Annotated in this window: 18 protein-coding genes; all 18 read right to left on the bottom strand. The window is 64.2% G+C overall.

The features are described from left to right. Nucleotides 1-11 precede the first annotated feature (11 nt). On the bottom strand, nucleotides 12-1,322 hold the full coding sequence (gene folC / locus WD006_RS10850; RefSeq protein WP_029307387.1) for a bifunctional tetrahydrofolate synthase/dihydrofolate synthase: 1,311 nt from the start codon (nucleotides 1,320-1,322) through the stop codon (nucleotides 12-14). 78 nt (nucleotides 1,323-1,400) lie between these two features. Continuing rightward, on the bottom strand, nucleotides 1,401-2,273 hold the full coding sequence (gene accD / locus WD006_RS10855; RefSeq protein WP_011517054.1) for an acetyl-CoA carboxylase, carboxyltransferase subunit beta: 873 nt from the start codon (nucleotides 2,271-2,273) through the stop codon (nucleotides 1,401-1,403). Between the two features lie 193 nt (nucleotides 2,274-2,466). Beyond that, on the bottom strand, nucleotides 2,467-3,264 hold the full coding sequence (trpA, locus tag WD006_RS10860; protein WP_029307386.1) for a tryptophan synthase subunit alpha: 798 nt from the start codon (nucleotides 3,262-3,264) through the stop codon (nucleotides 2,467-2,469). An 11-nt stretch (nucleotides 3,265-3,275) separates the two neighbouring features. Continuing rightward, the gene (locus WD006_RS10865; protein WP_011517056.1) at nucleotides 3,276-4,211 is read right to left on the bottom strand and encodes a DNA-methyltransferase; all 936 of its coding nucleotides are present in this window, start codon (nucleotides 4,209-4,211) and stop codon (nucleotides 3,276-3,278) included. Next, nucleotides 4,211-5,404, bottom strand: a complete 1,194-nt coding sequence (gene trpB / locus WD006_RS10870) for a tryptophan synthase subunit beta (RefSeq protein ID WP_008648451.1) — start codon at nucleotides 5,402-5,404, stop codon at nucleotides 4,211-4,213. Before trpB ends, WD006_RS10865 begins: the two co-directional genes overlap by 1 nt. 89 nt (nucleotides 5,405-5,493) lie before the next feature. Next, complete coding sequence (locus tag WD006_RS10875; protein ID WP_029307385.1) at nucleotides 5,494-6,201, bottom strand: phosphoribosylanthranilate isomerase; 708 nt, start codon at nucleotides 6,199-6,201, stop codon at nucleotides 5,494-5,496. Beyond that, a complete protein-coding gene (gene truA, locus WD006_RS10880) occupies nucleotides 6,179-7,009 on the bottom strand; it encodes a tRNA pseudouridine(38-40) synthase TruA (RefSeq protein ID WP_029307384.1) in 831 nt (276 codons plus the stop codon). The genes WD006_RS10875 and truA overlap by 23 nt, the downstream gene beginning before the upstream one ends. Before the next feature lie 151 nt (nucleotides 7,010-7,160). After that, nucleotides 7,161-9,983 carry a FimV/HubP family polar landmark protein gene (locus WD006_RS10885; protein WP_029307383.1) on the bottom strand — a complete coding sequence of 941 codons (2,823 nt, stop codon included), beginning with the start codon at nucleotides 9,981-9,983 and terminating at the stop codon, nucleotides 7,161-7,163. A gap of 301 nt (nucleotides 9,984-10,284) precedes the next feature. Then, entirely contained in the window at nucleotides 10,285-11,421 is a 1,137-nt protein-coding gene (asd, locus tag WD006_RS10890; protein ID WP_008649390.1) for an aspartate-semialdehyde dehydrogenase, read from the bottom strand. A 441-nt stretch (nucleotides 11,422-11,862) separates the two neighbouring features. Further along, nucleotides 11,863-12,930, bottom strand: a complete 1,068-nt coding sequence (leuB, locus tag WD006_RS10895) for a 3-isopropylmalate dehydrogenase (RefSeq protein WP_011517061.1) — start codon at nucleotides 12,928-12,930, stop codon at nucleotides 11,863-11,865. Between the two features lie 27 nt (nucleotides 12,931-12,957). After that, entirely contained in the window at nucleotides 12,958-13,608 is a 651-nt protein-coding gene (leuD, locus tag WD006_RS10900; RefSeq protein ID WP_029307382.1) for a 3-isopropylmalate dehydratase small subunit, read from the bottom strand. A gap of 9 nt (nucleotides 13,609-13,617) precedes the next feature. Then, nucleotides 13,618-13,752: an entericidin A/B family lipoprotein gene (locus WD006_RS10905; RefSeq protein ID WP_008649378.1), complete on the bottom strand. Its 135-nt coding sequence runs from the start codon at nucleotides 13,750-13,752 to the stop codon at nucleotides 13,618-13,620. 26 nt (nucleotides 13,753-13,778) lie between these two features. Next, the gene (gene leuC, locus WD006_RS10910) at nucleotides 13,779-15,188 is read right to left on the bottom strand and encodes a 3-isopropylmalate dehydratase large subunit (RefSeq protein WP_011517063.1); all 1,410 of its coding nucleotides are present in this window, start codon (nucleotides 15,186-15,188) and stop codon (nucleotides 13,779-13,781) included. A gap of 314 nt (nucleotides 15,189-15,502) precedes the next feature. Then, nucleotides 15,503-16,204: an ABC transporter ATP-binding protein gene (locus WD006_RS10915; RefSeq protein ID WP_029307381.1), complete on the bottom strand. Its 702-nt coding sequence runs from the start codon at nucleotides 16,202-16,204 to the stop codon at nucleotides 15,503-15,505. Beyond that, nucleotides 16,204-16,971, bottom strand: coding sequence for a high-affinity branched-chain amino acid ABC transporter ATP-binding protein LivG (livG, locus tag WD006_RS10920; RefSeq protein ID WP_008649372.1), 768 nt, complete (start codon nucleotides 16,969-16,971; stop codon nucleotides 16,204-16,206). Before livG ends, WD006_RS10915 begins: the two co-directional genes overlap by 1 nt. Next, on the bottom strand, nucleotides 16,968-18,242 hold the full coding sequence (locus WD006_RS10925) for a high-affinity branched-chain amino acid ABC transporter permease LivM (protein WP_425648200.1): 1,275 nt from the start codon (nucleotides 18,240-18,242) through the stop codon (nucleotides 16,968-16,970). The genes livG and WD006_RS10925 overlap by 4 nt, the downstream gene beginning before the upstream one ends. Before the next feature lie 12 nt (nucleotides 18,243-18,254). Further along, nucleotides 18,255-19,181, bottom strand: coding sequence for a high-affinity branched-chain amino acid ABC transporter permease LivH (livH, locus tag WD006_RS10930; RefSeq protein ID WP_011517066.1), 927 nt, complete (start codon nucleotides 19,179-19,181; stop codon nucleotides 18,255-18,257). Nucleotides 19,182-19,321: 140 nt separating this feature from the next. Then, entirely contained in the window at nucleotides 19,322-20,449 is a 1,128-nt protein-coding gene (locus tag WD006_RS10935) for a branched-chain amino acid ABC transporter substrate-binding protein (RefSeq protein WP_008649366.1), read from the bottom strand. Nucleotides 20,450-21,115: the final 666 nt, after the last annotated feature.

Below are 21,115 nucleotides of genomic sequence, written 5' to 3' on the forward strand. Positions count from 1 at the left end.
GCCGTTCCGGCTCAGTTGGCCTGCGTGGCACGATATGCCATCACGCCGGCCACTGTGTAGAACGACCCGAAGACCAGGATTCTATCATTCTCGGTAGCGCGCTCGACAGCATCGCGATACGCAAGTTCGGGGCTGGAAAAACATGCAACGGTGTTGTCCGGGCCCTCACGGAAGCCAGTTGCCTCAAGCTTCTCGCGCAATTCCGCGGCAGTAGCGGCCCGGTCGGTCGGCAGGTCGCACAGGCACCAGTGGTCCACCTTGTCGGCCACGTGTTGCAGCACGCCGGCGATGTCCTTGTCGTGCATGGCGCCGAACACCGCATAGGTGTAACGGAAGAACCCCATATTCTCAAGGTTCTGTCCAAGCGTCGCTGCGGCATGGGGGTTGTGCGCGACATCGAGGATCACGGCCGGTCGGCCCGGCAGCACCTGGAACCGTCCCGGCAACTCCACGAACGCCAGGCCGTTGCGCACTTCCTGCGCGCTCACAGGCAGGCGCGAACGCATGGCCTGCAGCGCGGCCAGCGCCGCAGATGCGTTGAGCAGCTGGTTGGCGCCACGCAATGCCGGGTAGCCCAGGCCATTCAGCTTGCGGTCGCGGCTGGCCCAGTCCCATTGCTGGCGTTCCTGGCCCTGCGCGGCCTGGTGGCGGAAATCGCGTCCCACGAGCCAGAGTTCGGCGCCGATCGCCTCGGCGTGATCGATCACCGACTGCGGTGGCAAGGGATCGCCGACGATCGCCGGCACGTGCGGGCGGAAGATGCCGGCCTTCTCGTAGCCGATCTTCTCACGTGTGTCGCCAAGGTACTGGGTGTGGTCGATATCCACACTCGTGATGATCGCGCAGTCCGTATCAATCACATTGACCGCATCCAGGCGGCCACCGAGACCGACTTCCAGAATGATCGCGTCGAGTCCGGCTTCGGCAAACATGTGGATGATCGCCAGCGTCGTGAACTCGAAATACGTCAGGCTGACCGGATCGGCAAAGCTCGTGCGTGCGCGCTCGACGGCCTCGAAATGCGGCAGAAGCTGGGCGTTCGTCGCCTGCTCGCCATTGAGGCGGGCACGCTCGTTGAACTGGATCAGGTGCGGCGAGGTATGCAGGCCCACCTTGTAGCCCGCTTCGAGCAGGATGCGCTCCAGGATCGCGCAGGTGGATCCCTTGCCGTTGGTACCGCCCACCGTGAAGACCACGGCGTCGATACGCAGGCCCAGCGCTTCCTTGACCCGCGTGATGCGGCTCAGGCCCATGTCGATGCCCACGGGGTGAGCGGTTTCAAGATGTGCGAGCCAGTCGGGGAGATTGTGGAAGATGGGCATACGGATTCAGAACTACAAAAGCAAAATGGCGCGGGTATTCGGCACCCGCGCCATTGTCCTGCAAATTTGCTTGCCGCGTCAGGCTACCGCGTCAGCCGGCTGCTTCTGCAGCAGCGCCAGCAGTTGCGCCAGTTCGGCGCGCAGGCGGCGGCGGTCCACGATCATGTCGATCGCGCCCTTCTGCATCAGGAACTCGGCACGCTGGAAGCCTTCCGGCAGCTTTTCGCGCACGGTCTGCTCGATCACACGCGGGCCGGCAAAACCGATCAGCGCCTTCGGCTCGGCGATGACCACATCGCCCAAGAACGCGAAGCTTGCCGAAACACCACCCATCGTCGGATCGGTCAGCACGCTGATGAACGGCAGCTTGGCATTCGAAAGCAGGTTCAGCATGGCCGTGGTCTTGGCCATCTGCATTAGCGACAGCAGGCTTTCCTGCATCCGCGCCCCACCAGTGGCGGTTACGCAGATGAACGGCACCTTCTGCTCCAGCGCCGCCTGGGCGCCACGGGCAAAACGCTCGCCCACCACCGAGCCCATCGAACCACCCATGAACTCGAACTCGAAGCAGGCCACGACCACGGGAATGGTGTGGATCGCGCCACCCATCACCACCATCGCGTCGGTCTCGCCGGTGTCATCCATGGCGGCCTTGATACGGTCCGGGTACTTCTTGGTGTCCTTGAACTTCAGGGCGTCCACCGGCACGATTTCCTGGCCGATTTCATAGCGGCCTTCGGCGTCGAGCAGCTTGTCCAGGCGCTCGCGCGAACCGATGCGCATATGGTGGTCGCACTTCGGGCAGACGTGAAGATTGGCCTCGACGTCGGTACGGTACAGCGTGGCCTCGCACGACGGGCACTTGACCCACAGCCCTTCCGGAATGCCCTTGCGGGTGGAGGGGTCGGTCTGTTGAATCTTGGGAGGCAGGAGTTTATCCAACCAGCTCATGAAAGCTCCTTTCGGATAACTGCCGTCCGCACGCAGGCCTCCTTCGGGAGGGGCGAATACAGGAACGGCAGGGAATCAGGCCGCGAATTTACCATGCCCGGGCCATCGGACCGAAGCAAAACGCGCCATTTGTGCAGCAAGAATCATAAATGGCGCGATTTTCTCAGCGGTACGTCAAGCGTTGGACCAGAAATCAGGCGTCCAGTGCCTGACGGATGTCGGCGATAAAGGCACGCAGGGAGTCCACGGCCTTCTCGCGCGGCGCATCCTCAAGCAACTGCACCAGGCGGCTGCCAATCACCACGGCGTCGGCCACGCTGCCGATGGCACGTGCGGTTTGCGCATCACGGATACCGAAACCCACGCCCACGGGCAGGTTCGCGTGCTGCTTGATCAGCGGCAGACGCGCAGCCACGCTCTCGAGGTCGAGCGTGGCCGAGCCGGTCACGCCCGTGAGCGACACGTAGTACAGATAGCCACTGGCCACCTTCGCCACCGCGGCGATACGGTCGTCGGTCGAGGTCGGCGCCAGCAGGAAGATCGGGTCCATCTGGTTCGCGCGCATCAGCGCGGCGAAAGACTCGCACTCTTCGGGCGGGTAGTCGACCACGAGCACGCCGTCCACGCCGGCCGCGCTGGCCGCCTTGGCGAAGATTTCCTCACCCATGCGCTCGATCGGGTTGGCGTAGCCCATCAGCACTACCGGCGTGGTCGCGTTCGTCTTGCGGAACTCGGTCACCCAGGCCAGCACCTGCGTCAGCGAAACGCCCTGGGCCAGCGCGCGCTCGGAGGCGCGTTGAATCACGGGGCCGTCGGCCATCGGGTCCGAAAACGGCACGCCAAGCTCGATCACGTCGGCGCCGCCAGCCACGAGGGCGTGCATCAGGTCGACGGTCAACGCGGGAGCCGGATCGCCGGCGGTGATGAACGGAATCAGGCCCTTCTTCTGCTGCGCGGCCAGTGCCGCGAAAGTCTTCTGGATACGGGACATGTCAGTGGCAATCAGATAAGGCGTTGCACGGGCGATGCCGCTTCATTGGCATCGTCATTGGCGGCGTCGGCGGTATCGGCGACATCGGACGCTTGCGGCTTGAGCGGCGCATACACGGGCTGCGCGGCGGTCACGCGCTCGCGCACCAGGCCGGCGTACTCCGGATTCATCTCGAATCCGACGAAACTGCGGCCGTGCCGGACGCAAGCCACGGCGGTCGTGCCGCTGCCCGTGAATGGGTCGAGCACGATGCCGCCCGGCGGACAGCTGGACAGCACCATGCGCTCGACGATCTCGAGCGGCTTCTGCGTCGGATGGTCGGCCCGCTCCGGGTCCTGGCGGTGAATGCGCGGCACGCTCCACAGGTCCTTCGGGTTGTACCCCACCTCGAGCCATTTCTTGCCCTCGAAGCGCGGCCGGCTGCGCGCCTTCTTGGTCTCGGCGTCGTACGGAATCCGTACCGGATCGAGATCGAAGAAGTAGTCGCGCTGACGAGCGAAGAAACCGATGTTGTCGTGCACCGACGAGAACTTTCGCGTGGTGCCGCCCATGCTCGGCACGCGGCGATCCCAGATGATCTCGTTGATCATCGTCATGCGCCGCTTGAGCATGACGAACAGCTCGGGCGAGTACTGCCAGGTGCAGAACAGGTACAGCGTGCCGCGTGGCGCGATCTTGGGCACGATCGCGTCCATCCAGCGCTCCGACCACTCGAGATAGGCATCGCCCGACAGCAGGTCGGAATCGTTGCCGTAGTCCTTGCCAAGGCCATAGGGCGGGTCCGCCACGACCAGGTCGATCGAGCCGTCGGGGATACGCTTGATCCCTTCGAGCACGTCTTCCTGATAGAGGCGCATGGTTGCCGTATCGAGAATATCGAACGGTTCCGAGCCCGCCCCACCCGCTTCGGACTGGGGCAGCGTCGTATTGGGAGGCAGCGTACGCATCAGAGCTTCAACCCCGCGCGTTCGGCCACGGTATGCATGTCCTTGTCGCCACGCCCGGACAGGTTCACGAGCAGCAGCTTGTCGCGGCCCAGCGTCGGCGCCAGCTTGCACGCATAGGCGATCGCATGGCTCGATTCGAGCGCTGGGATGATGCCTTCGATGCGGCAGCAGTCGTGAAACGCCTTGAGGGCCTCTTCGTCGGTGATCGGCACGTACTGCGCGCGGCCCATGTCCTTCAGCCACGCGTGCTCGGGGCCGACGCCGGGGTAGTCCAGGCCTGCCGACACCGAGTGCGTCTCGATGATCTGGCCGTTGGCGTCCTGCAGCAGATAGGTACGGTTGCCGTGCAGCACGCCCGGGGAACCGCCGATCAGCGCAGCAGCGTGGCGACCCGAATCCAGGCCATCACCGGCCGCTTCCACGCCGATCAACTGCACATCCTTGTGTTCGATATACGGATAGAAGATGCCCATCGCGTTCGAACCGCCGCCGACGCACGCGATCACGGCGTCGGGCTGGCGACCCGCGAGTTCGGGCATCTGCACCTTGGCTTCCTCGCCGATCACGCACTGGAAATCGCGCACCATCATCGGGTAGGGGTGCGGGCCGGCCACGGTGCCGATGATGTAGAACGTGGTCTCGACGTTGGTCACCCAGTCGCGCATCGCTTCATTGAGCGCGTCCTTGAGCGTGCGCGAGCCGCTTTCCACAGGCACCACGGTGGCGCCCAGCAGCTTCATGCGATAGACATTGGCCGCCTGGCGGCGCACGTCCTCGGAGCCCATGTAGACCACGCACTCCATGCCAAAGCGCGCCGCGATCGTGGCCGTGGCCACGCCATGCTGGCCCGCGCCGGTTTCGGCAATCACACGCTTCTTGCCCATGCGCTTGGCAAGCAGCGCCTGGCCGATCACGTTGTTGATCTTGTGCGCGCCAGTGTGGTTCAGGTCTTCGCGCTTGAGGTAGATCTGCGCGCCACCGAGCGTCTCGCTCCAGCGTTGCGCGTGATAGATCGGCGACGGGCGGCCAACGAAGTGCTTCAGTTCGCGGCGATACTCGGCGTCGAAATCAGGGTCCTTCTGGTATCGCGCGTAGGCGTCGCGCAACTCGTCCAGCGCGTGAACCAGGGTTTCGGAAACGAAGGTACCGCCATAGGGGCCAAAGTGGCCACGGGAATCGGGCAGGTCGTACATGTCCAGGCTCTCAGGAAGCGCGTCAGCCATGGGATGACGCGCGGGGTATCGGGGTCGGCGCGGCCGTGAGCCACGGAAGGCGGAGGGAATTATCCTGCGGATCGCCCTGCGTCGGCCTGTCGAACGGCGCGCACGAATGCGGCAATACGGGCGTGGTCTTTCACACCCTTGCTGGCCTCCACGCCGCTGCTGACATCCACAGCGTAGGGCCGCACGCGCTCAATCGCTCCAGCGACGTTTTGCGCGTTCAATCCACCACTCAAAACGATGCGAGGAGCGTCGTTTGCGCAGGGATTGGCAGGATTGGGCGGAAGCCATTGGGCAGGAATCAGGGTCCAGTCGAAAACGTGGCCGCCACCGCCATAGCCTTCCACGAAGGCATCGAGCAGCAGGCCGGAAGCGTCACGATATTGATTTGCGAATTCTACCAAATCGAGCCCCGGGCGGACACGTGCGGCACGCATGAATGGCAGCCGGCAGCGCCGGGCGATCTCGGTGCACTGCTGGGGCGTCTCGTCGCCGTGAAACTGAAGCAACGTCAACGGCACACGCTCGGCCACATGGGCCACCTCTTCGGCATCTGCATTGACGAACAGGCCAACCACGGACACGAACGGCGGCACCAACTCGGCCAGGGCCGCGGCGTGGGCCACATCCACGTGGCGTGGGCTCTTGGCGTAGAAGACCAGACCGATCGCATCGGCACCGGCGTCCACGGCGGCGCGCACGTCCTCTTCGCGCGTCAGGCCGCAGATCTTGATGCGCGTGCGGGGCTCAAGCGCCATCGTGGCTGTCATCGACAAATACTCCGTGGAAGAAGCTGGCGGCCGGGTCCGCCTTGGGCAACTGGTATGGCTCAGGATACTTCACGTCGACCAGATAGAGCCCGTCCGGCATGAAGGTTGGCGCGGCCTTCTGGCGATTGCGCCCTTCCAGCACTTCCGCCATCCACTCGGCAGGATATCGGCCACGCCCCACCGCCACGAGGCAGCCCATCAGGTTACGCACCATGTGGTGCAGGAAAGCGCTGGCCCGGAAGCGCAGGAACACCCAGTTGCCATCCGCCTCGATCGTCACGTCGTACATCGTCTTGACGGGCGACTTGGCCTGGCATTCGGCGGCGCGAAACGCCGAGAAATCATGTTCGCCGAGCAGACATGCCGACGCCCGGCGCATCGCCTCGGTATCGAGCCGCTGCCCGTGCGGCAGCATCAGGTAACCGGCACGGCCGTGAATCATCGGTGCGCGATGCGGCCCCGTGTACAGCGCGTAGTAATACATGCGCTCGTAGGCCAGGAAGCGCGCGTGGAAGTTCTCGTCGACGGGCTCCGCCCACTGCAGCGCGATCGACGGAGGCAGGAAGGCGTTGACGCCGCGAACCCATGAAAAGCGGTCGCGGTCGAGTTCGGTGTCGAGGTGGATGACCTGCCCCAGCGCGTGCACACCTGCATCCGTCCGCCCGGCTACCGTGGTCAGCAGTCGCACGCCTGCGAAGCGCTCGATCGCGTCCTCGAGGTGGTCCTGCACGGTATTGCGATGGGGCTGCGACTGCCAGCCGGAGTAGGCCGAGCCGTCATAGTGGAGGCCGATGGCGATGCGGTTCACAGGCAAGAAACAGTTTCCTGATGGCACAAAAACAAAATGCGCCGGAAGGGACGCTTCCGGCGCATCGCTTCGGGTTGCGGCAAGGCATCTGCCGCAAACCCTGCATCATACCGACCTTTAGGGCTGCCCCTCGGCCGTCTGTCGCAATGGATCAGGCCACCTCGCGCAGCAACGAGCGGGCTTCCTCCTGCAGGGAATCTTGCGATTGATCGACCACCTCCTGCAGCAGTTCGCGGGCACCTTCCTTGTCGCCGATCTCGATATAGGCGCGCGCCAGATCGAGCTTGATCTGCATATCGCGGCTGCCATCCATCGTGGTGACCGACAACGTGCTGGCGGACATGCCATTCGAATCGCCGTGCCTCCCCTCCGACGTCACGCGCGACAGATCGATCGGCTCGACGAGCTTGCCGCCCTGGAGCATCGTCGGCGCGGGCAGTGGCACCGTGGATTCGTCCAGTGACTGCGCCATACCGGACAGCGGCTTGGCGGAGTCCTGCTCCAGTTTTTCCGGATTCAGGTCCAGCGACAGGCTCGACATATCGAACTCAAGCGGACGCGAACGGGTCGGCGTATCGAGCGCCGGCACGCCAGCATCGTGACGTTCGTCGAGTGCGTCGTCGAGACGCACAGGCTCCGACTCGAGATCGTTACCGAATACCAGCGAAGCGGATTCGGGCGCCACGATGGGCTCCCCCGCCGCCGGTGCCGGGAAGGCATCGAGCGGCAAGGCCAAGTCCGGCATGGCCGGCGGTTGCGTCAAGTTCGCGGCGGGATCCTGCGTGCGCCATTGATCGGCCACCGGGGTGGTCGTATCCGCCTCGACCGACGTATCCGGCGCGACGGACAGGTACAACGCGTTGCTCGGATCCAGCTTGCGGCCCATTTCGGCGGCCTGTAGCCAGTCCGCGCCGTGCCCACCCGTCTGGGCGAACATTTCTTCTGCGATCACTCGGAAACCTTCCACATCCTGACGAGTGCTGTAAATCTCCATGAGCTTCAGGCGAATGGCCTGGCGCTCCGGATTCTGCTGCAACGCTTCGCGCAGGATTTCCTCCGCCTGCACGTCGCGCCCATAGGCGATGTAAACCTCGGCCTCGGCGATCGGATCGACTTCCGTCGCCTCGGGCGAGTTGTTGCCAATGCGGAAGTCCGCGCCAAACACGCTGTGCTGCGACGTATCGACGCTCTGTCCACCGGCAGTGCCGAACAGCGAGTGGCCACCGGCCATCACCGTGCTTTCCTGCGACAGGATACTGTCGCCAAAGCCAGTGTTCTCGCCAGACTTCTGCTTCTGGCGGCGGCGATAGTACGCATATCCGCCCAGCAGCACAACCATCAGTGCAGCACCCGGCAGCAGCATCGGGTTGGCCAGCAGACCGTCGAGCAGCGAAGGCTGCGGCAACGGCTCGGGCTTGGGCAGGGCAACGGGCTTCTTCGCGGCAGCCGGGGCCGAAGCTGCGGCGGCCGCAGTTGCTGCCTTCGGAGCCGATGCCGCGGCAGCGGCGGTAGCGGGAGCAGCGGCCTGAGCATCCGAAGCCGATGCAGCCTGGGCTTGCGGTGCCGATGCGGCTGCCGTGGCTGCCGGAGCAGGCTCGGGCGTGGCGGTGCTCGGGGCCGCTGCGGTCGTCGTGGCTGCCGCCTTGGCCGGCTCTGCCGGCACCACGGCCGGCGCGGGAGCCGATTCGGCCGCCTTGCCAGCCGGCGCAGGCGCCTTGGCTGCCTGATTGGCCTGATTCAGCTTCGCGATCTCCGCGTTCTTCAGCTCCATCAGGCGCTGCATGTCGGAGATGTTCTTCTCCAGGTCAGCCACGCGCGACTCGGCTTCCTTGAGCTTGCGCTGGCTGGCCACGTCGGCTTCGGCCTGCGCCTGGGCTTTGCCCTGCGCGCCACGGTCCGCCTTGGAGAGCTTCAGTTCGTCACGTGGGCCCGCTGCGGGCACGGTGGTGTCCTGCACGCGCGCCGTCACATTGCCGGACTGCTCGCGGCCTGAACCGGGCTCCACCGATTTGGCGGCGGCGGCAGCGGCCAGACGGCTGCGATAGCTGTCGAAACCCTGCGTGCGGGCGACCACTTCACGGCGGGCCTCACGCGGGCTGACGGCCTGTGCCTGCTGGGCGCTCGGCACCTTCAGCACTGCACCCGACTTGACCCGGTTGATATTGCCGCCGATGAATGCGTTGGGATTGTTGCGATACAGCGCCAACAGCATCTGGTCGAGCGACACGGAATCCTGCGTCTGGACCGCATCGCCGGCGATGGAAGAGAGCGTGTCGCCACGCTGCACCGTATAGGAACCATTGGCGGCGGCACCTGCGTTCGCCACCGGAGCCGCGGCGGGCCGTGGCTGTTGCTGGGCGCGAGGCTGAGTCGACGCCGCAGGAGCCGGACGCGCGGCCTCGGGGGCGGCTGCCACCGGTGCCGGCGCGGGCGCCGACCGGGCTGGAGCTGGCGCTGGAGCCGGAGCCGGTGTTGCATCGGGCGTGGCCGCCTGCACCACCGTGGTCGGGGAAAAAGTCTGGTTGGACGGCTTGGCACCGGCCGGATCCAGCAGGAACGTGTACGCCCGCGTGACCTTGCCGCTGGACCAGCTCATGTCGACCAGAATGTCCACGAACGGCTCGCTGAGCGGCTGGTTCGAGCGGACGGTCGCAACATAGCTGCCGTTCGGGCGTTGCTGCACATCGAGCTTGACGCTCGAGATGGCTGGCAGGTACGTCAGCCCTGCGCGCGCATAGGCGGACGACGGGGCAAGCTTGACAGTCAAACTGCCCGCTTCCTCGGCCGACACACCGGTGATATCGATTTCGGCCTGGAGCGGCTGCCCCAAGTTGGACTGTACCCGTAGTTGCCCGAACCCCGCGGCATACGCGGCCGGCTGGACAAGCAGCAGGCCGAGAGCCGTGACGGCCAGCGTTGACCAGCGCTGACGGACATTAGGCGCATCTTTCCGGCGATGTAGGCTCACACTCACCTCGTGCTCCGTTATGTTTTTAGTAGCAAAAGTTAACCCGACCCCAAAACGCATGGCAGGCAGCGCGGTACCGGTTCCAATCGAATATCTACCCGGACGCACATCACTTCTCGTCACCTCGCATCCCGGACGCTGGGTGACGCTGACCCCGTTGGCCTAGCTCATGCCGGCTGTATTGTGACGCAACCCCGGGGAAAATAGCCACCCGGATGCAACAACGCCGCGCTGTGGCGCGGCGTTGCAGGCAAAGCAGCAGATTCTGTTGCCTCGCTGCAACGATGCGGCGAGGCAAGTTCGGGAATCAACCCTCGATGAGAATGCGCAGCATACGACGCAGCGGCTCGGCGGCGCCCCAGAGCAACTGGTCGCCAACGGTGAACGCCGAGAGGTATTCGCCGCCCATCTGCATCTTGCGCAGGCGACCGACCGGAATCGTCAGCGTGCCGGTCACGGCGGCCGGCGTCAGGTCCTTCATGCTGGCCTCACGCGTATTCGGCACCACCTTGGCCCATTGGTTGTTGGCGGCCAGCATGCCTTCGATCTCGTCCAGCGGCACGTCCTTGCGGAGCTTGATCGTCAGTGCCTGCGAGTGGCAGCGCATCGCGCCGATCCGCACGCACAGGCCATCCACGGCGATCGGGCTGGCGCCGGTGGCGCCCAGGAAGCCTTCGCCACGACCCAGAATCTTGTTGGTCTCGGCGCCGCCCTTCCATTCCTCGCGCGACACGCCGTTACCGAGGTCCTTGTCGATCCAGGGGATCAGGTTCCCGGCCAGCGGCACGCCGAACTGCTTGGTTTCGTCGGCAGACAGGCCGTGCTGGGTCGACAGGATCTGACGGTCGATCTCCAGGATGGCCGAGGCCGGGTTGTCCAGCAGCGGCTTGACCGCGGCGTTCAGCGTGCCGAACTGGGTCAGCAGCTCGCGCATATGCTGGGCGCCACCGCCCGAAGCGGCCTGGTACGTCATCGAGGTCATCCACTCGACCAAGTCATGCTCGAACAGGCCACCCAGACCCATCAGCATGCAACTCACGGTGCAATTGCCACCGATGAAATTCTTGACGCCCTTCTTCAGCGCGTCCTTGATCACACCCATGTTCACCGGATCGAGCACGATGATCGCGTCGTCCTTCATGCGAAGCGACGATGCGGCGTCGATCCAGTAGCCATTCCAGCCGGCTGCGCGCAGTCGCGGGAAGACGTCGTTGGTGTAGTCGCCGCCCTGGGCGGTGAGCACCACGTCGCACTTCTTCAGCGCTTCGATGTCATTCGCGTCCTTCAGCGTGGTTTCATTCTTGGCCATGGCCGGAGCCTTGCCACCCGCGTTGGACGTGCTGAAGAAAATGGGTTCGAAGTGGTCGAAATCACCTTCTTCCTGCATGCGCTGCATCAGGACGCTGCCGACCATTCCTCGCCAACCGACGAGACCTACAATCATGACTTACCTCGGATGTGATGTGAACTTCCCCGCCATTTTCCTCGCCCGGCGTGGCTGCGCGGGGAAGACGGGCAGGCACGACGAACGATCTAGGGGATCGTTTTGGTAATAGTTTTAATCGTCGTGGTGGTCAGGCCGAACGAATCCACGCCAATCGAGCCGCGCTTGGCGGTACGAGCAGCGAATGCAGTCAGAAGGGACTGGTGGAATCGGGCCATAGCGGGACAGTCTACACGAATTTGCGGCAGCGCCGCAGGGGAAATAATGGGTGTTTTGTAGCTTCTGGAGGGCTTTCTCCTCTCTCCCACACGTGGGAGAGAGGTCGGGGAAGACGGTAATCGGCAACAAATTGCGAATTCGCATCTTGCACCGCCCGGCCGTCCCCCGCTGCCCCGCTCCCGCCTTGCGGGAAAGGGGAAGCAAACCACTCGGCGCCTGGCCTTACAGCGCCGCCAGCACCGCCTCGCCCATCTCGCGCGTGCCAACCTGCTTGCAGCCCGGCGTCACGATGTCAGCCGTGCGATAGCCTTGGGCCAGCACCTTCTTGACAGCGTTCTCGATGCGGTCAGCCTGTTCGGCGCGGTTCAGCGAATAGCGCAGCATCATCGCGGCGGAGAGGATCGTGGCCAGCGGATTCGCCACGCCCTTGCCGGCGATGTCAGGCGCCGAGCCGTGCGACGGCTCATACAGACCCTTGTTGTTGGCATCGAGCGACGCCGACGGCAGCATGCCGATCGAACCGGTCAGCATCGCAGCCTCGTCGGACAGGATGTCACCGAACATGTTGCCGGTGACGATCACGTCGAAGCTCTTCGGCGCCTTGACCAGCTGCATCGCGGCGTTGTCCACGTACATGTGCGACAGCTCGACGTCCGGGTACTCCTTGCTGACGTCGATCACGATGTCTTTCCAGAACTGGAAAGTCTCGAGCACGTTGGCCTTATCGACGCTGCACAGCTTCTTGCCGCGCTTTGCAGCGGCCTGGAACGCCACATGCGCGATGCGGCGGACTTCCGGCTCGCTGTAGCGCATTGTGTCGAAGCCTTCGCGGGCACCCTTGAACAGGCCATCCGGCGCCTCGCGCACGCCGCGCGGCTGGCCGAAGTAGATGTCGCCGTTCAGCTCGCGCACGATCAGGATATCCAGGCCAGCCACCAGTTCGGGCTTCAGGCTCGATGCGCCGGTCAGTTCCGGGTAGCAAATGGCCGGACGGAAGTTGGCGAACAGCTGCAGATGCTTGCGCAGGCCGAGAATGGCCTGCTCGGGACGCAGCGGGCGATCCAGGCTGTCGTACTTCCAGTCGCCCACGGCGCCGAACAGGATGGCGTCGGCTTCCTTGGCCAGCTTCAGCGTGTTGTCCGGCAGCGGATGGCCTTCGGCCTCGTAGCCAGCGCCGCCGACCGGCGCGGTTTCCATCTCGAATTTCTCGTCCAGTGCGTTGAGCACCTTGACGGCTTCAGCAACGATCTCGGGGCCGATGCCATCGCCCGGCAGAACTGCAATCTTCATCTTTCTGATCCTGTAGTTTGTCTTGCCTCAGCCAACCACGCGGTTGCCCAGCCACGGCATCTTCGTGAGGCGCTCGGCCTCGTATGCCTTGATCTTGTCCTTGTGACGCAGCGTCAGGCCAATATCGTCGAAGCCGTTCAACATGCAGTACTTGCGGAACGGGGCGATATCGAACGAGTAGTTGTCGCCGCCCGGCGTGACCACCACCTGGCGATCCAGATCGATCGTCAGCTTGTATCCAGGGAACGCGTTGGTCTCGTTGAACAGGTGGTCGACCTGAAGGTCCGTCAGCACCACCGGCAGCAGGCCGTTCTTGTAGCAGTTGTTGAAGAAGATATCGGCGAAGCTCGGCGCGATGACGGCACGGAAGCCGTATTGCGTGAGTGCCCACGGTGCGTGCTCGCGCGAGCTACCGCAACCGAAGTTGCTGCGCGCCAGCAGGATCGAAGCCCCCTGGTAGCGCGGCTGATTCAGCACGAAGTCCGGGTTCAGCGGACGCTTGCTGTTGTCCTGCCCCGGCTCGCCGACGTCCTTGTAGCGCCACTCGTCGAACAGGTTCGGGCCAAAGCCCGTGCGCTTGATCGACTTCAGGAACTGCTTCGGAATGATCGCGTCGGTATCGACGTTTTCACGATCGAGCGGCGCCACAAGGCCGCTATGTACGGTGAACTTTTCCATGTGATGTCCTTACTTCTTCGTCGCCGCGCTCTCGAGCGAACGGCCCGCGGCCTGCGTGTCCTTGCCCAGGCCGGCCATGGTGTTGCAGCCGGCGATTTGCAGCATGCCCAGACATGCCAGCAGCGTGATCACGAACTTTTTCATATGTCTCAATGCCGATCGGCGCAGGCTCAACCGAGCTTGCGAATATCGACGAAGTGCCCCTCGATCGCGGCCGCGGCAGCCATCGCCGGGCTCACCAGGTGCGTGCGGCCACCGGCGCCCTGACGGCCTTCGAAGTTGCGATTCGACGTCGACGCGCAGCGCTCGCCCGGATCCAGGCGGTCAGCGTTCATCGCCAGGCACATCGAGCACCCCGGCTCGCGCCATTCGAAGCCGGCAGCCTTGAAGATCTTGTCCAGGCCTTCGCGCTCGGCCTGTTCCTTCACCAGACCCGATCCCGGCACCACCATCGCCAGCTTCACGTTCGACGCGACCTTGCGGCCCAGCTTCTGAACGACCCACGCGGCGGCACGCATATCTTCGATGCGGCTGTTGGTGCAGGACCCGATGAACACCTTGTCGATGTTGATCGACTCCATCGGCACGTTCGGCTGCAGGCCCATGTACTCGAGCGCGCGCTCCATCGCGTTGCGCTTGTTCGAGTCCTTTTCCTTCTCCGGATCCGGAACGCGGTCCTCGATGCTGATGACCATTTCGGGCGACGTGCCCCAGGTCACCTGCGGACGGACTTCTTCGGCACGCAGCTCCACAACCTTGTCGAAGTGGGCGCCGGCATCCGAATGCAGCGTGCGCCAGTACGCCACGGCCTGGTCCCACTCCACGCCTTGCGGCGCGAATGGACGGTTCTTGACGTATTCGAGCGTGACATCGTCCACGGCCACCAGGCCGGCACGCGCGCCGGCTTCGATTGCCATGTTGCAGACGGTCATGCGGCCTTCCATCGTCAGGTCGCGAATGGCCGAGCCGGCGAACTCCATCGTGTAGCCCGTGCCGCCCGCCGTGCCGATCTTGCCGATGACGGCCAGCACGATGTCCTTGGCGGTGCACCCGCGGGGCAGCTTGCCTTCCACCTTGATCAGCATGTTCTTGGCCTTCTTGCCCAGCAGCGTCTGGGTGGCCAGCACATGCTCCACTTCCGACGTGCCGATGCCGTGGGCCAGCGCACCGAACGCGCCGTGCGTGCTGGTGTGCGAGTCACCGCAGACCACGGTCATGCCGGGCAGCGTGGCGCCCTGCTCCGGCCCGATCACGTGAACGATGCCCTGGCGGTGATCGTTCATCTTGAACTGGGTGATGCCATAGGCATCGCAGTTCAGGTCGAGCGTGTCCACCTGGAGCTTCGAAATCGGGTCTGCGATGCCTTGCGAGCGGTCGGTGGTCGGCACGTTGTGATCCGACACAGCCAGGTTGGCGCTGATGCGCCAGACCGGACGCTCCGCCAGCTTTAGTCCTTCGAACGCCTGCGGGCTGGTCACTTCGTGAAGCAGGTGGCGATCGATGTAGAGCAGCGTGGTGCCGTCTTCCTCGACGTGGACGGTGTGGTCATCCCAGAGTTTGTCGTAGAGCGTCTTGGCCATGATGCGAGTGGCGAACCGTCCGTACTGCCCATCCTGGGCAGCAGCGGCGCGTGTCCGCGCATTGGTTTGCAGGGGAATTGTTTTCCGGATGCCTTCGCGGGCAAGCAGGTATTTTGCTGCGATTCCGGCGAGGCCGGGGATTGCTTGACATCGCAATCGATTATGCCATGTGGGCCGGCCGCCAGCGGGTCGGAGAGACCGCCCGGGCGGCGGTCATTGGCGAAAGGGGGATTTCGCGGATGGCGAAGGGGCCTTTGACGTGGGCCAGTCTGCCTCCCCTCTCGCGCGGACGAGAGAGGGGAGAAATCGGCACCTTACCCGCCCAGATACGCCGCGCGGATGCGGTCGTTGGCCAGCAGGTTCTGTCCGGTATCGGCCAGCACCACCTTGCCGGTTTCCAGCACATAGCCCCGGTCGGCCACCTGCAGCGCCTTGTTGGCGTTCTGCTCGACCAGGAACACGGTGACGCCCTCGTCACGAATCGTGCGAATAATGTCGAAGATCTGCGCGATGATCAGCGGGGCCAGGCCAAGCGTCGGCTCGTCCAGCAACAGCAGGCGCGGCTTGCTCATCAGCGCGCGGCCGATCGCCAGCATCTGCTGTTCGCCGCCCGACATCGTGCCAGCGCGCTGGCTAGCGCGCTGATTCAGACGCGGGAACAGCTTGAACACGTGCTCGATGCCTTCCTCGATCTCGTGACGGCTGGCGAAGAACGCCCCCATCTTGAGGTTCTCCAGCACGGTCAGGCTCGGGAAGACACGGCGGCCTTCCGGCGAGATGGCCATGCCCATGCGCATGATCTCGTGCGTGTTGCGCCGCGTGATGTCCTGGCCCTCGAACGACACCCGGCCGCTGGACGCGCGCGGCGTGCCGCACACCGTCATCATCAGCGTGGTCTTGCCGGCCCCGTTGCTACCGATCAGCGTGACGATCTCGCCCTTGTTGACCTCGATCGACACACCCGACAGCGCCTCGACCGCGCCGTAGTGGGTATGGACGTTTTCCAGCTTCAGCATCAGTCCTCTCCCAGATAGGCCTTGATCACGCGCGGGTCGTTGCGCACTTCCTCGGGCTTGCCAACCATGATCGGCTTGCCATGCTCCATCACCAGAATACGATCGGACACGCCCATCACCAGGCTCATGTCGTGCTCGATCAGCAGCACCGAGATATTGAACTCGCGACGCAGCTTGTCGATCAGCTGCTGCAGTTCGATCTTCTCCTGCGGATTCAGGCCAGCGGCCGGCTCGTCGAGCATCAGCAAGCGGGGCTTCGTGATCATGCAGCGTGCGATCTCAAGCCGGCGCTGATGGCCATATGACAACGTGCCCGCCTCGCGGTTGGCCACGCTCGTGAGACCCATGCGCTCCAGCCATTCGGCGGCACGGCCCAGCGCCGCGCGCTCGGCGTGGCGATAGGCTGGCGTGGCCAGCAGGCCATGCAGCAAACCTGCCTTCACCTGCAGGTGCTGCGCGACCATGAGGTTCTCCACCACGGTCAGCTGCTTGAACAGGCGAATGTTCTGGAATGTGCGCACCAGACCGCGGCGTGCAACCTGATGGCTCGGCAAACGCGCGATCGAGTGGCCGTCGAGCATGATCTCGCCGGCCGTGGGCTTGTAGAAACCGCCCACGCAGTTGAACACGGTGGTCTTGCCCGCGCCGTTCGGGCCGATGATGGCGAAGACCTCGTCACGACGCACATCGAACTCGATACCGTCGACGGCCAGCAGACCGCCGAAGCGCATCTGCAGGCCGGATACTTTCAGCATTTCTGCGCTCATCGCGGCAACTCCACGTGGGGACGGCTTGCGGGCAGCAGGCCCTGCGGACGCCACATCATCATCAGCACCATCACCAGGCCGAAAATCAGCATCCGGTACTCGGCAAAGTCACGCGCCACCTCGGGCAGCACGATCAGCAGGATGGCAGCCAGGATCACGCCAAGCTGCGAACCCATGCCACCGAGCACGACCACGGCCAGGATCAGCGCGGACTCGATGAACGTGAAGGATTCCGGAGTGACCAGCCCCTGGCGCGCCGCGAAGAACGCGCCGGCCAGACCGGCGAACGATGCGCCCAGCGTGAACGCGGACAGCTTGATGCGCGTGGGATTCAGGCCCAGCGAGCGGCACGCGATCTCGTCCTCGCGCAGTGCCTCCCAGGCACGGCCCATCGGCATCCGGATCAGACGACTGGTTACGAACAGCGTGAAGCCCACCAGCAGCAGCCCGAGCAGGTACAGGAAGATCACCATGTGCTGGCCGGTATAGGGAATACCGATCAGGTCATTGAACGTCTTCGCCCCTTCCACGCTGGCGCTGCGTGCCAGTTCGATACCGAACACGGTCGGCTTCGGAATACCCGAGACGCCATCCGGACCGCCGGTCAGGCTGGTCAGGTTGTTCAGCAGCAGGCGAATGATTTCGCCGAAGCCCAGCGTCACGATGGCCAGGTAGTCACCACGCAGCCGGAGCACCGGGAAACCGAGCACGAAGCCGAACGTCGCGGCCAGACCAGCGGCCAGCGGCAGGCACTCCCAGAACGTCAGGCCGAAGTACTGGTTCAGCAGCGCGTAGGTGTAGCCACCCACGGCGTAGAAGCCCACATAGCCCAGGTCGAGCAGACCGGCAAAGCCCACCACGATGTTCAGGCCCAGGCCCAGGATCACGTAGATCAGCGCCAGCGTGGCCACGTCCACCGCGCCGCGCGAGCCGAGGAACGGAAACACCAGCCCCACGGCCAGCAGCAGCCACACCGCCCTGCGCTGCCGCTGCGCGCCCATCGCGGGCAGCGCCGGCAGCTTCACGGCGCCGCGCGCGCGCGTCAGCATCGGCTTGAACAACTGGAAGATGAACACCACGGCCACGGCGATCCATACCGGACGCCAGTGCGGCTCGAGCACCACCTTGTAGCCATCGAGCTTCAGTTGCAGCCCGAGCAGCGGCACGCTCAGGATGGCCGTCAGCACGGCGGCCGTCACCGCGTTCTTCAGCGTGTCGGAGACCGACGTTTGCGGGACGGACGCCCGCGAAATCGAAGTCGCTTGAGTCATGTCGTCCTCCCCTTAGACCTTTTCCACGTCGGGCTTGCCGAGCAGGCCCGTGGGACGGAAGAGCAGCACCAGGACCAGCAGGCCGAACGCCACCACGTCCTTGTACTCGGCCGGCATGTAGCCGGAAGCGAAGGTTTCGGCCAGACCCAGCAGCACGCCGCCGAGCATGGCGCCCGGGATGCTGCCGATGCCGCCAAGCACCGCCGCCGTGAAGGCCTTGATGCCAGCGATGAAGCCGATGAACGGATTAAGCTTGCCGATCGTCAGACCAATCAGCACGCCACCCACGGCGGCCAGCATCGCGCCGAGCACGAACGTGAACGAGATCACGCGGTTCGTGTCGATGCCGAGCAGGTTAGCCATGCGCATGTCTTCCGCGCAGGCGCGGCAGGCGCGGCCCATGCGGGAGTGGCCGATGAACAGCGTCAGCACGATCATCAGCACTAGCGTCACGCCCACGATGAGCAGCCGCGAATACGGCACGGTCACCGTGAAGTCTCCGCCCATCTGGAATTCGATCGCGCCAGAAATCAGGATGGGCACCGACACGTCGCGCGCGCCCTGCCCGATCTGGACATAGTTCTGCAGGAAGATGGACATGCCGATCGCCGAGATCAACGGCACCAGGCGCGGCCCGCCACGCAGGGGGCGATACGCCACGCGCTCGACGGCATAGCCGTAGCAGCCTGTCACGGCGACGGAGACGATCAGTGCCGCACCAAGCACCAGCGGCAGCGGATAACCCGCCTGCGCGCCAATGGCGGTCAGCGTCACGAGACCCACGTACGCGCCGATCATGTAGATCTCGCCGTGGGCAAAGTTGATCATGCCGATGATGCCGTAGACCATCGTGTAGCCGATGGCGATCAACGCATAGATCGCACCCAGCGTCAGGCCGTTGACCAGCTGCTGAGTGAACTGTGGAAGAAATTCGTTCATGCGAGGGACCTTGTGGATCGGGAAGCCCGATGCGGGGAGTTGACCGCCGTCATGTGGCGATCTATCAACATCGAACCGATACCAAAACGCCCCGCTCACCGGGTCGGGAGCGGGGCGTCTCGCCAGAATGGCGCCGGGATTTAGTTGGCGGCGGTCTTCGTGGCGTCCTTGTGCCACGTGTAGACGACGAACTTGAACGACTTCAGGTCGCCCTTCGCGTCATATTCAACCTTGCCGATCGGCGTGTTGAACGCGTTCTTGTGCATGTAGGCGGCAACCTTCGTCGGGTCCGTGCTCTTGGCGCCCGTGATGGCATCGCCAATGATCTTCACGGCGGCATACGCAGGCATCTGGAACGGACCGTTCGGGTCACGCTTCTTGTCGGCGAAAGCCTTCACCAGGGCCGCGTTGGCCGGATCGGCCGAGAAGTCGGCCGGCAGCGTCACCAGCATGCCTTCCGATGCCGGACCGGCGATGGCCGTCACGTCCTTGTTGCCAACGCCCTCGGGACCCATGAAGGTCGCCTTGACGCCCTGCTCACGCGCCTGGCGCAGCAGCAGGCCCATTTCCGGGTGATAGCCACCGAAATAGACGAAGTCCACGCCTTGCGACTTCAGCTTGGTGATGACAGCGGAGTAGTCGGAATCGCCGGCGTTGATGCCTTCGAAGACCGCCACGGGAATCTTGGCCGCTTCGAGGTCCTTCTTCACCGAGCTGGCGATGCCCTGGCCGTACGACTGCTTGTCGTGCAGCACGGCAACCTTCTTCGGCTTGACCTTGTTGATGATGTACTGGGCGGCTGCGGGACCTTGCTGGTCATCACGGCCGATCGTACGGAAGATGAAGTTGCGCTTCTTCGTTTCGGTCAGCTGCGGCGCGGTAGCCGACGGCGTGACCATCACGATGCCTTCGTTCTCGTAGATATCCGATGCCGGGATCGTCGAACCCGAGCACACGTGACCAATCACGTAGTGGATGCCCTGGCTCACGATCTTGTTGGCCACGGCCACAGCCTGCTTCGGTTCGCAAGCGTCGTCCATCATGACGGCTTCGAACTTGTTGCCGTTGGCGCCGCCGGCGGCATTGATCTGTTCGATGGCGGTCAGGGCACCTGCCTTGACCATGTCGCCGTACTGGGCGACCGAGCCGCTCATCGGGCCGGCAATGGCGATCTTGATGGTTTCGGCGTTGGCCGAAGTAAAGGCAGCGAGGCCGGCAGTGGCAAGCACGGCGGCCATGGCAGTGGACGTGAGACGGGACAACGTCATCAGGAGCTCCTCGATTATGTATTGGTCATCCGGGCAGAGTCGGCATGACCGGCGCAATCGAACAACACCCGCGGGAATGCGCCGCCTGACGTGGCGAACGGTACGGCCCAGAGCGGAAGTCGGGCCTGCGGTGAAGAGTTGATGCTTGTGCGGGGCCCGGCATGTGTCGGCGCCCGCCAGACGACGGTCGCCAAAAGTTCGGAAAGACAACGTTGATGCGTTCTCTATTGCGCAAGCGCTTCGCCTGCCCCGCTTTCCAACACGGCTGGCCGGAAGGGTGGCCCGGCTGCCGGTCGGTAAAGCAGCCCGCATTATAAAGGGAAAGTTGCAACCAGATAGAGTGAAGTTCTTCGAATTTGGGGAAAACCCGACAACTAATGAAGACCGTTGCAACCCGCCGACGGCAGGATTCGCCGCCAAAAGCTGATTTCACAACAATTGTGCACAGCGGCATCTGTGGCGTGCCGGTGGCATTGGGCCACCTATGGCAACCGCAGGGCCAGCGCCCCCTACCAGGACATGAGATCACGCGAGTCAATGATCGGCGCCTGCCTCAGGCTTAGCAGCCGCGCTGCCCCGCTCTCGCCAGTGCGGCGCAACACACAAAGCAAAAAAAAACGCCCCGGCGGACCGGGGCGTTCTTCAGCTTGCGTGGCAGCAACCAGA

It is taken from the genome of Cupriavidus sp. Met-2, assembly GCF_049843575.1.
Taxonomy (GTDB): Bacteria; Pseudomonadota; Gammaproteobacteria; order Burkholderiales; family Burkholderiaceae; genus Cupriavidus; species Cupriavidus metallidurans.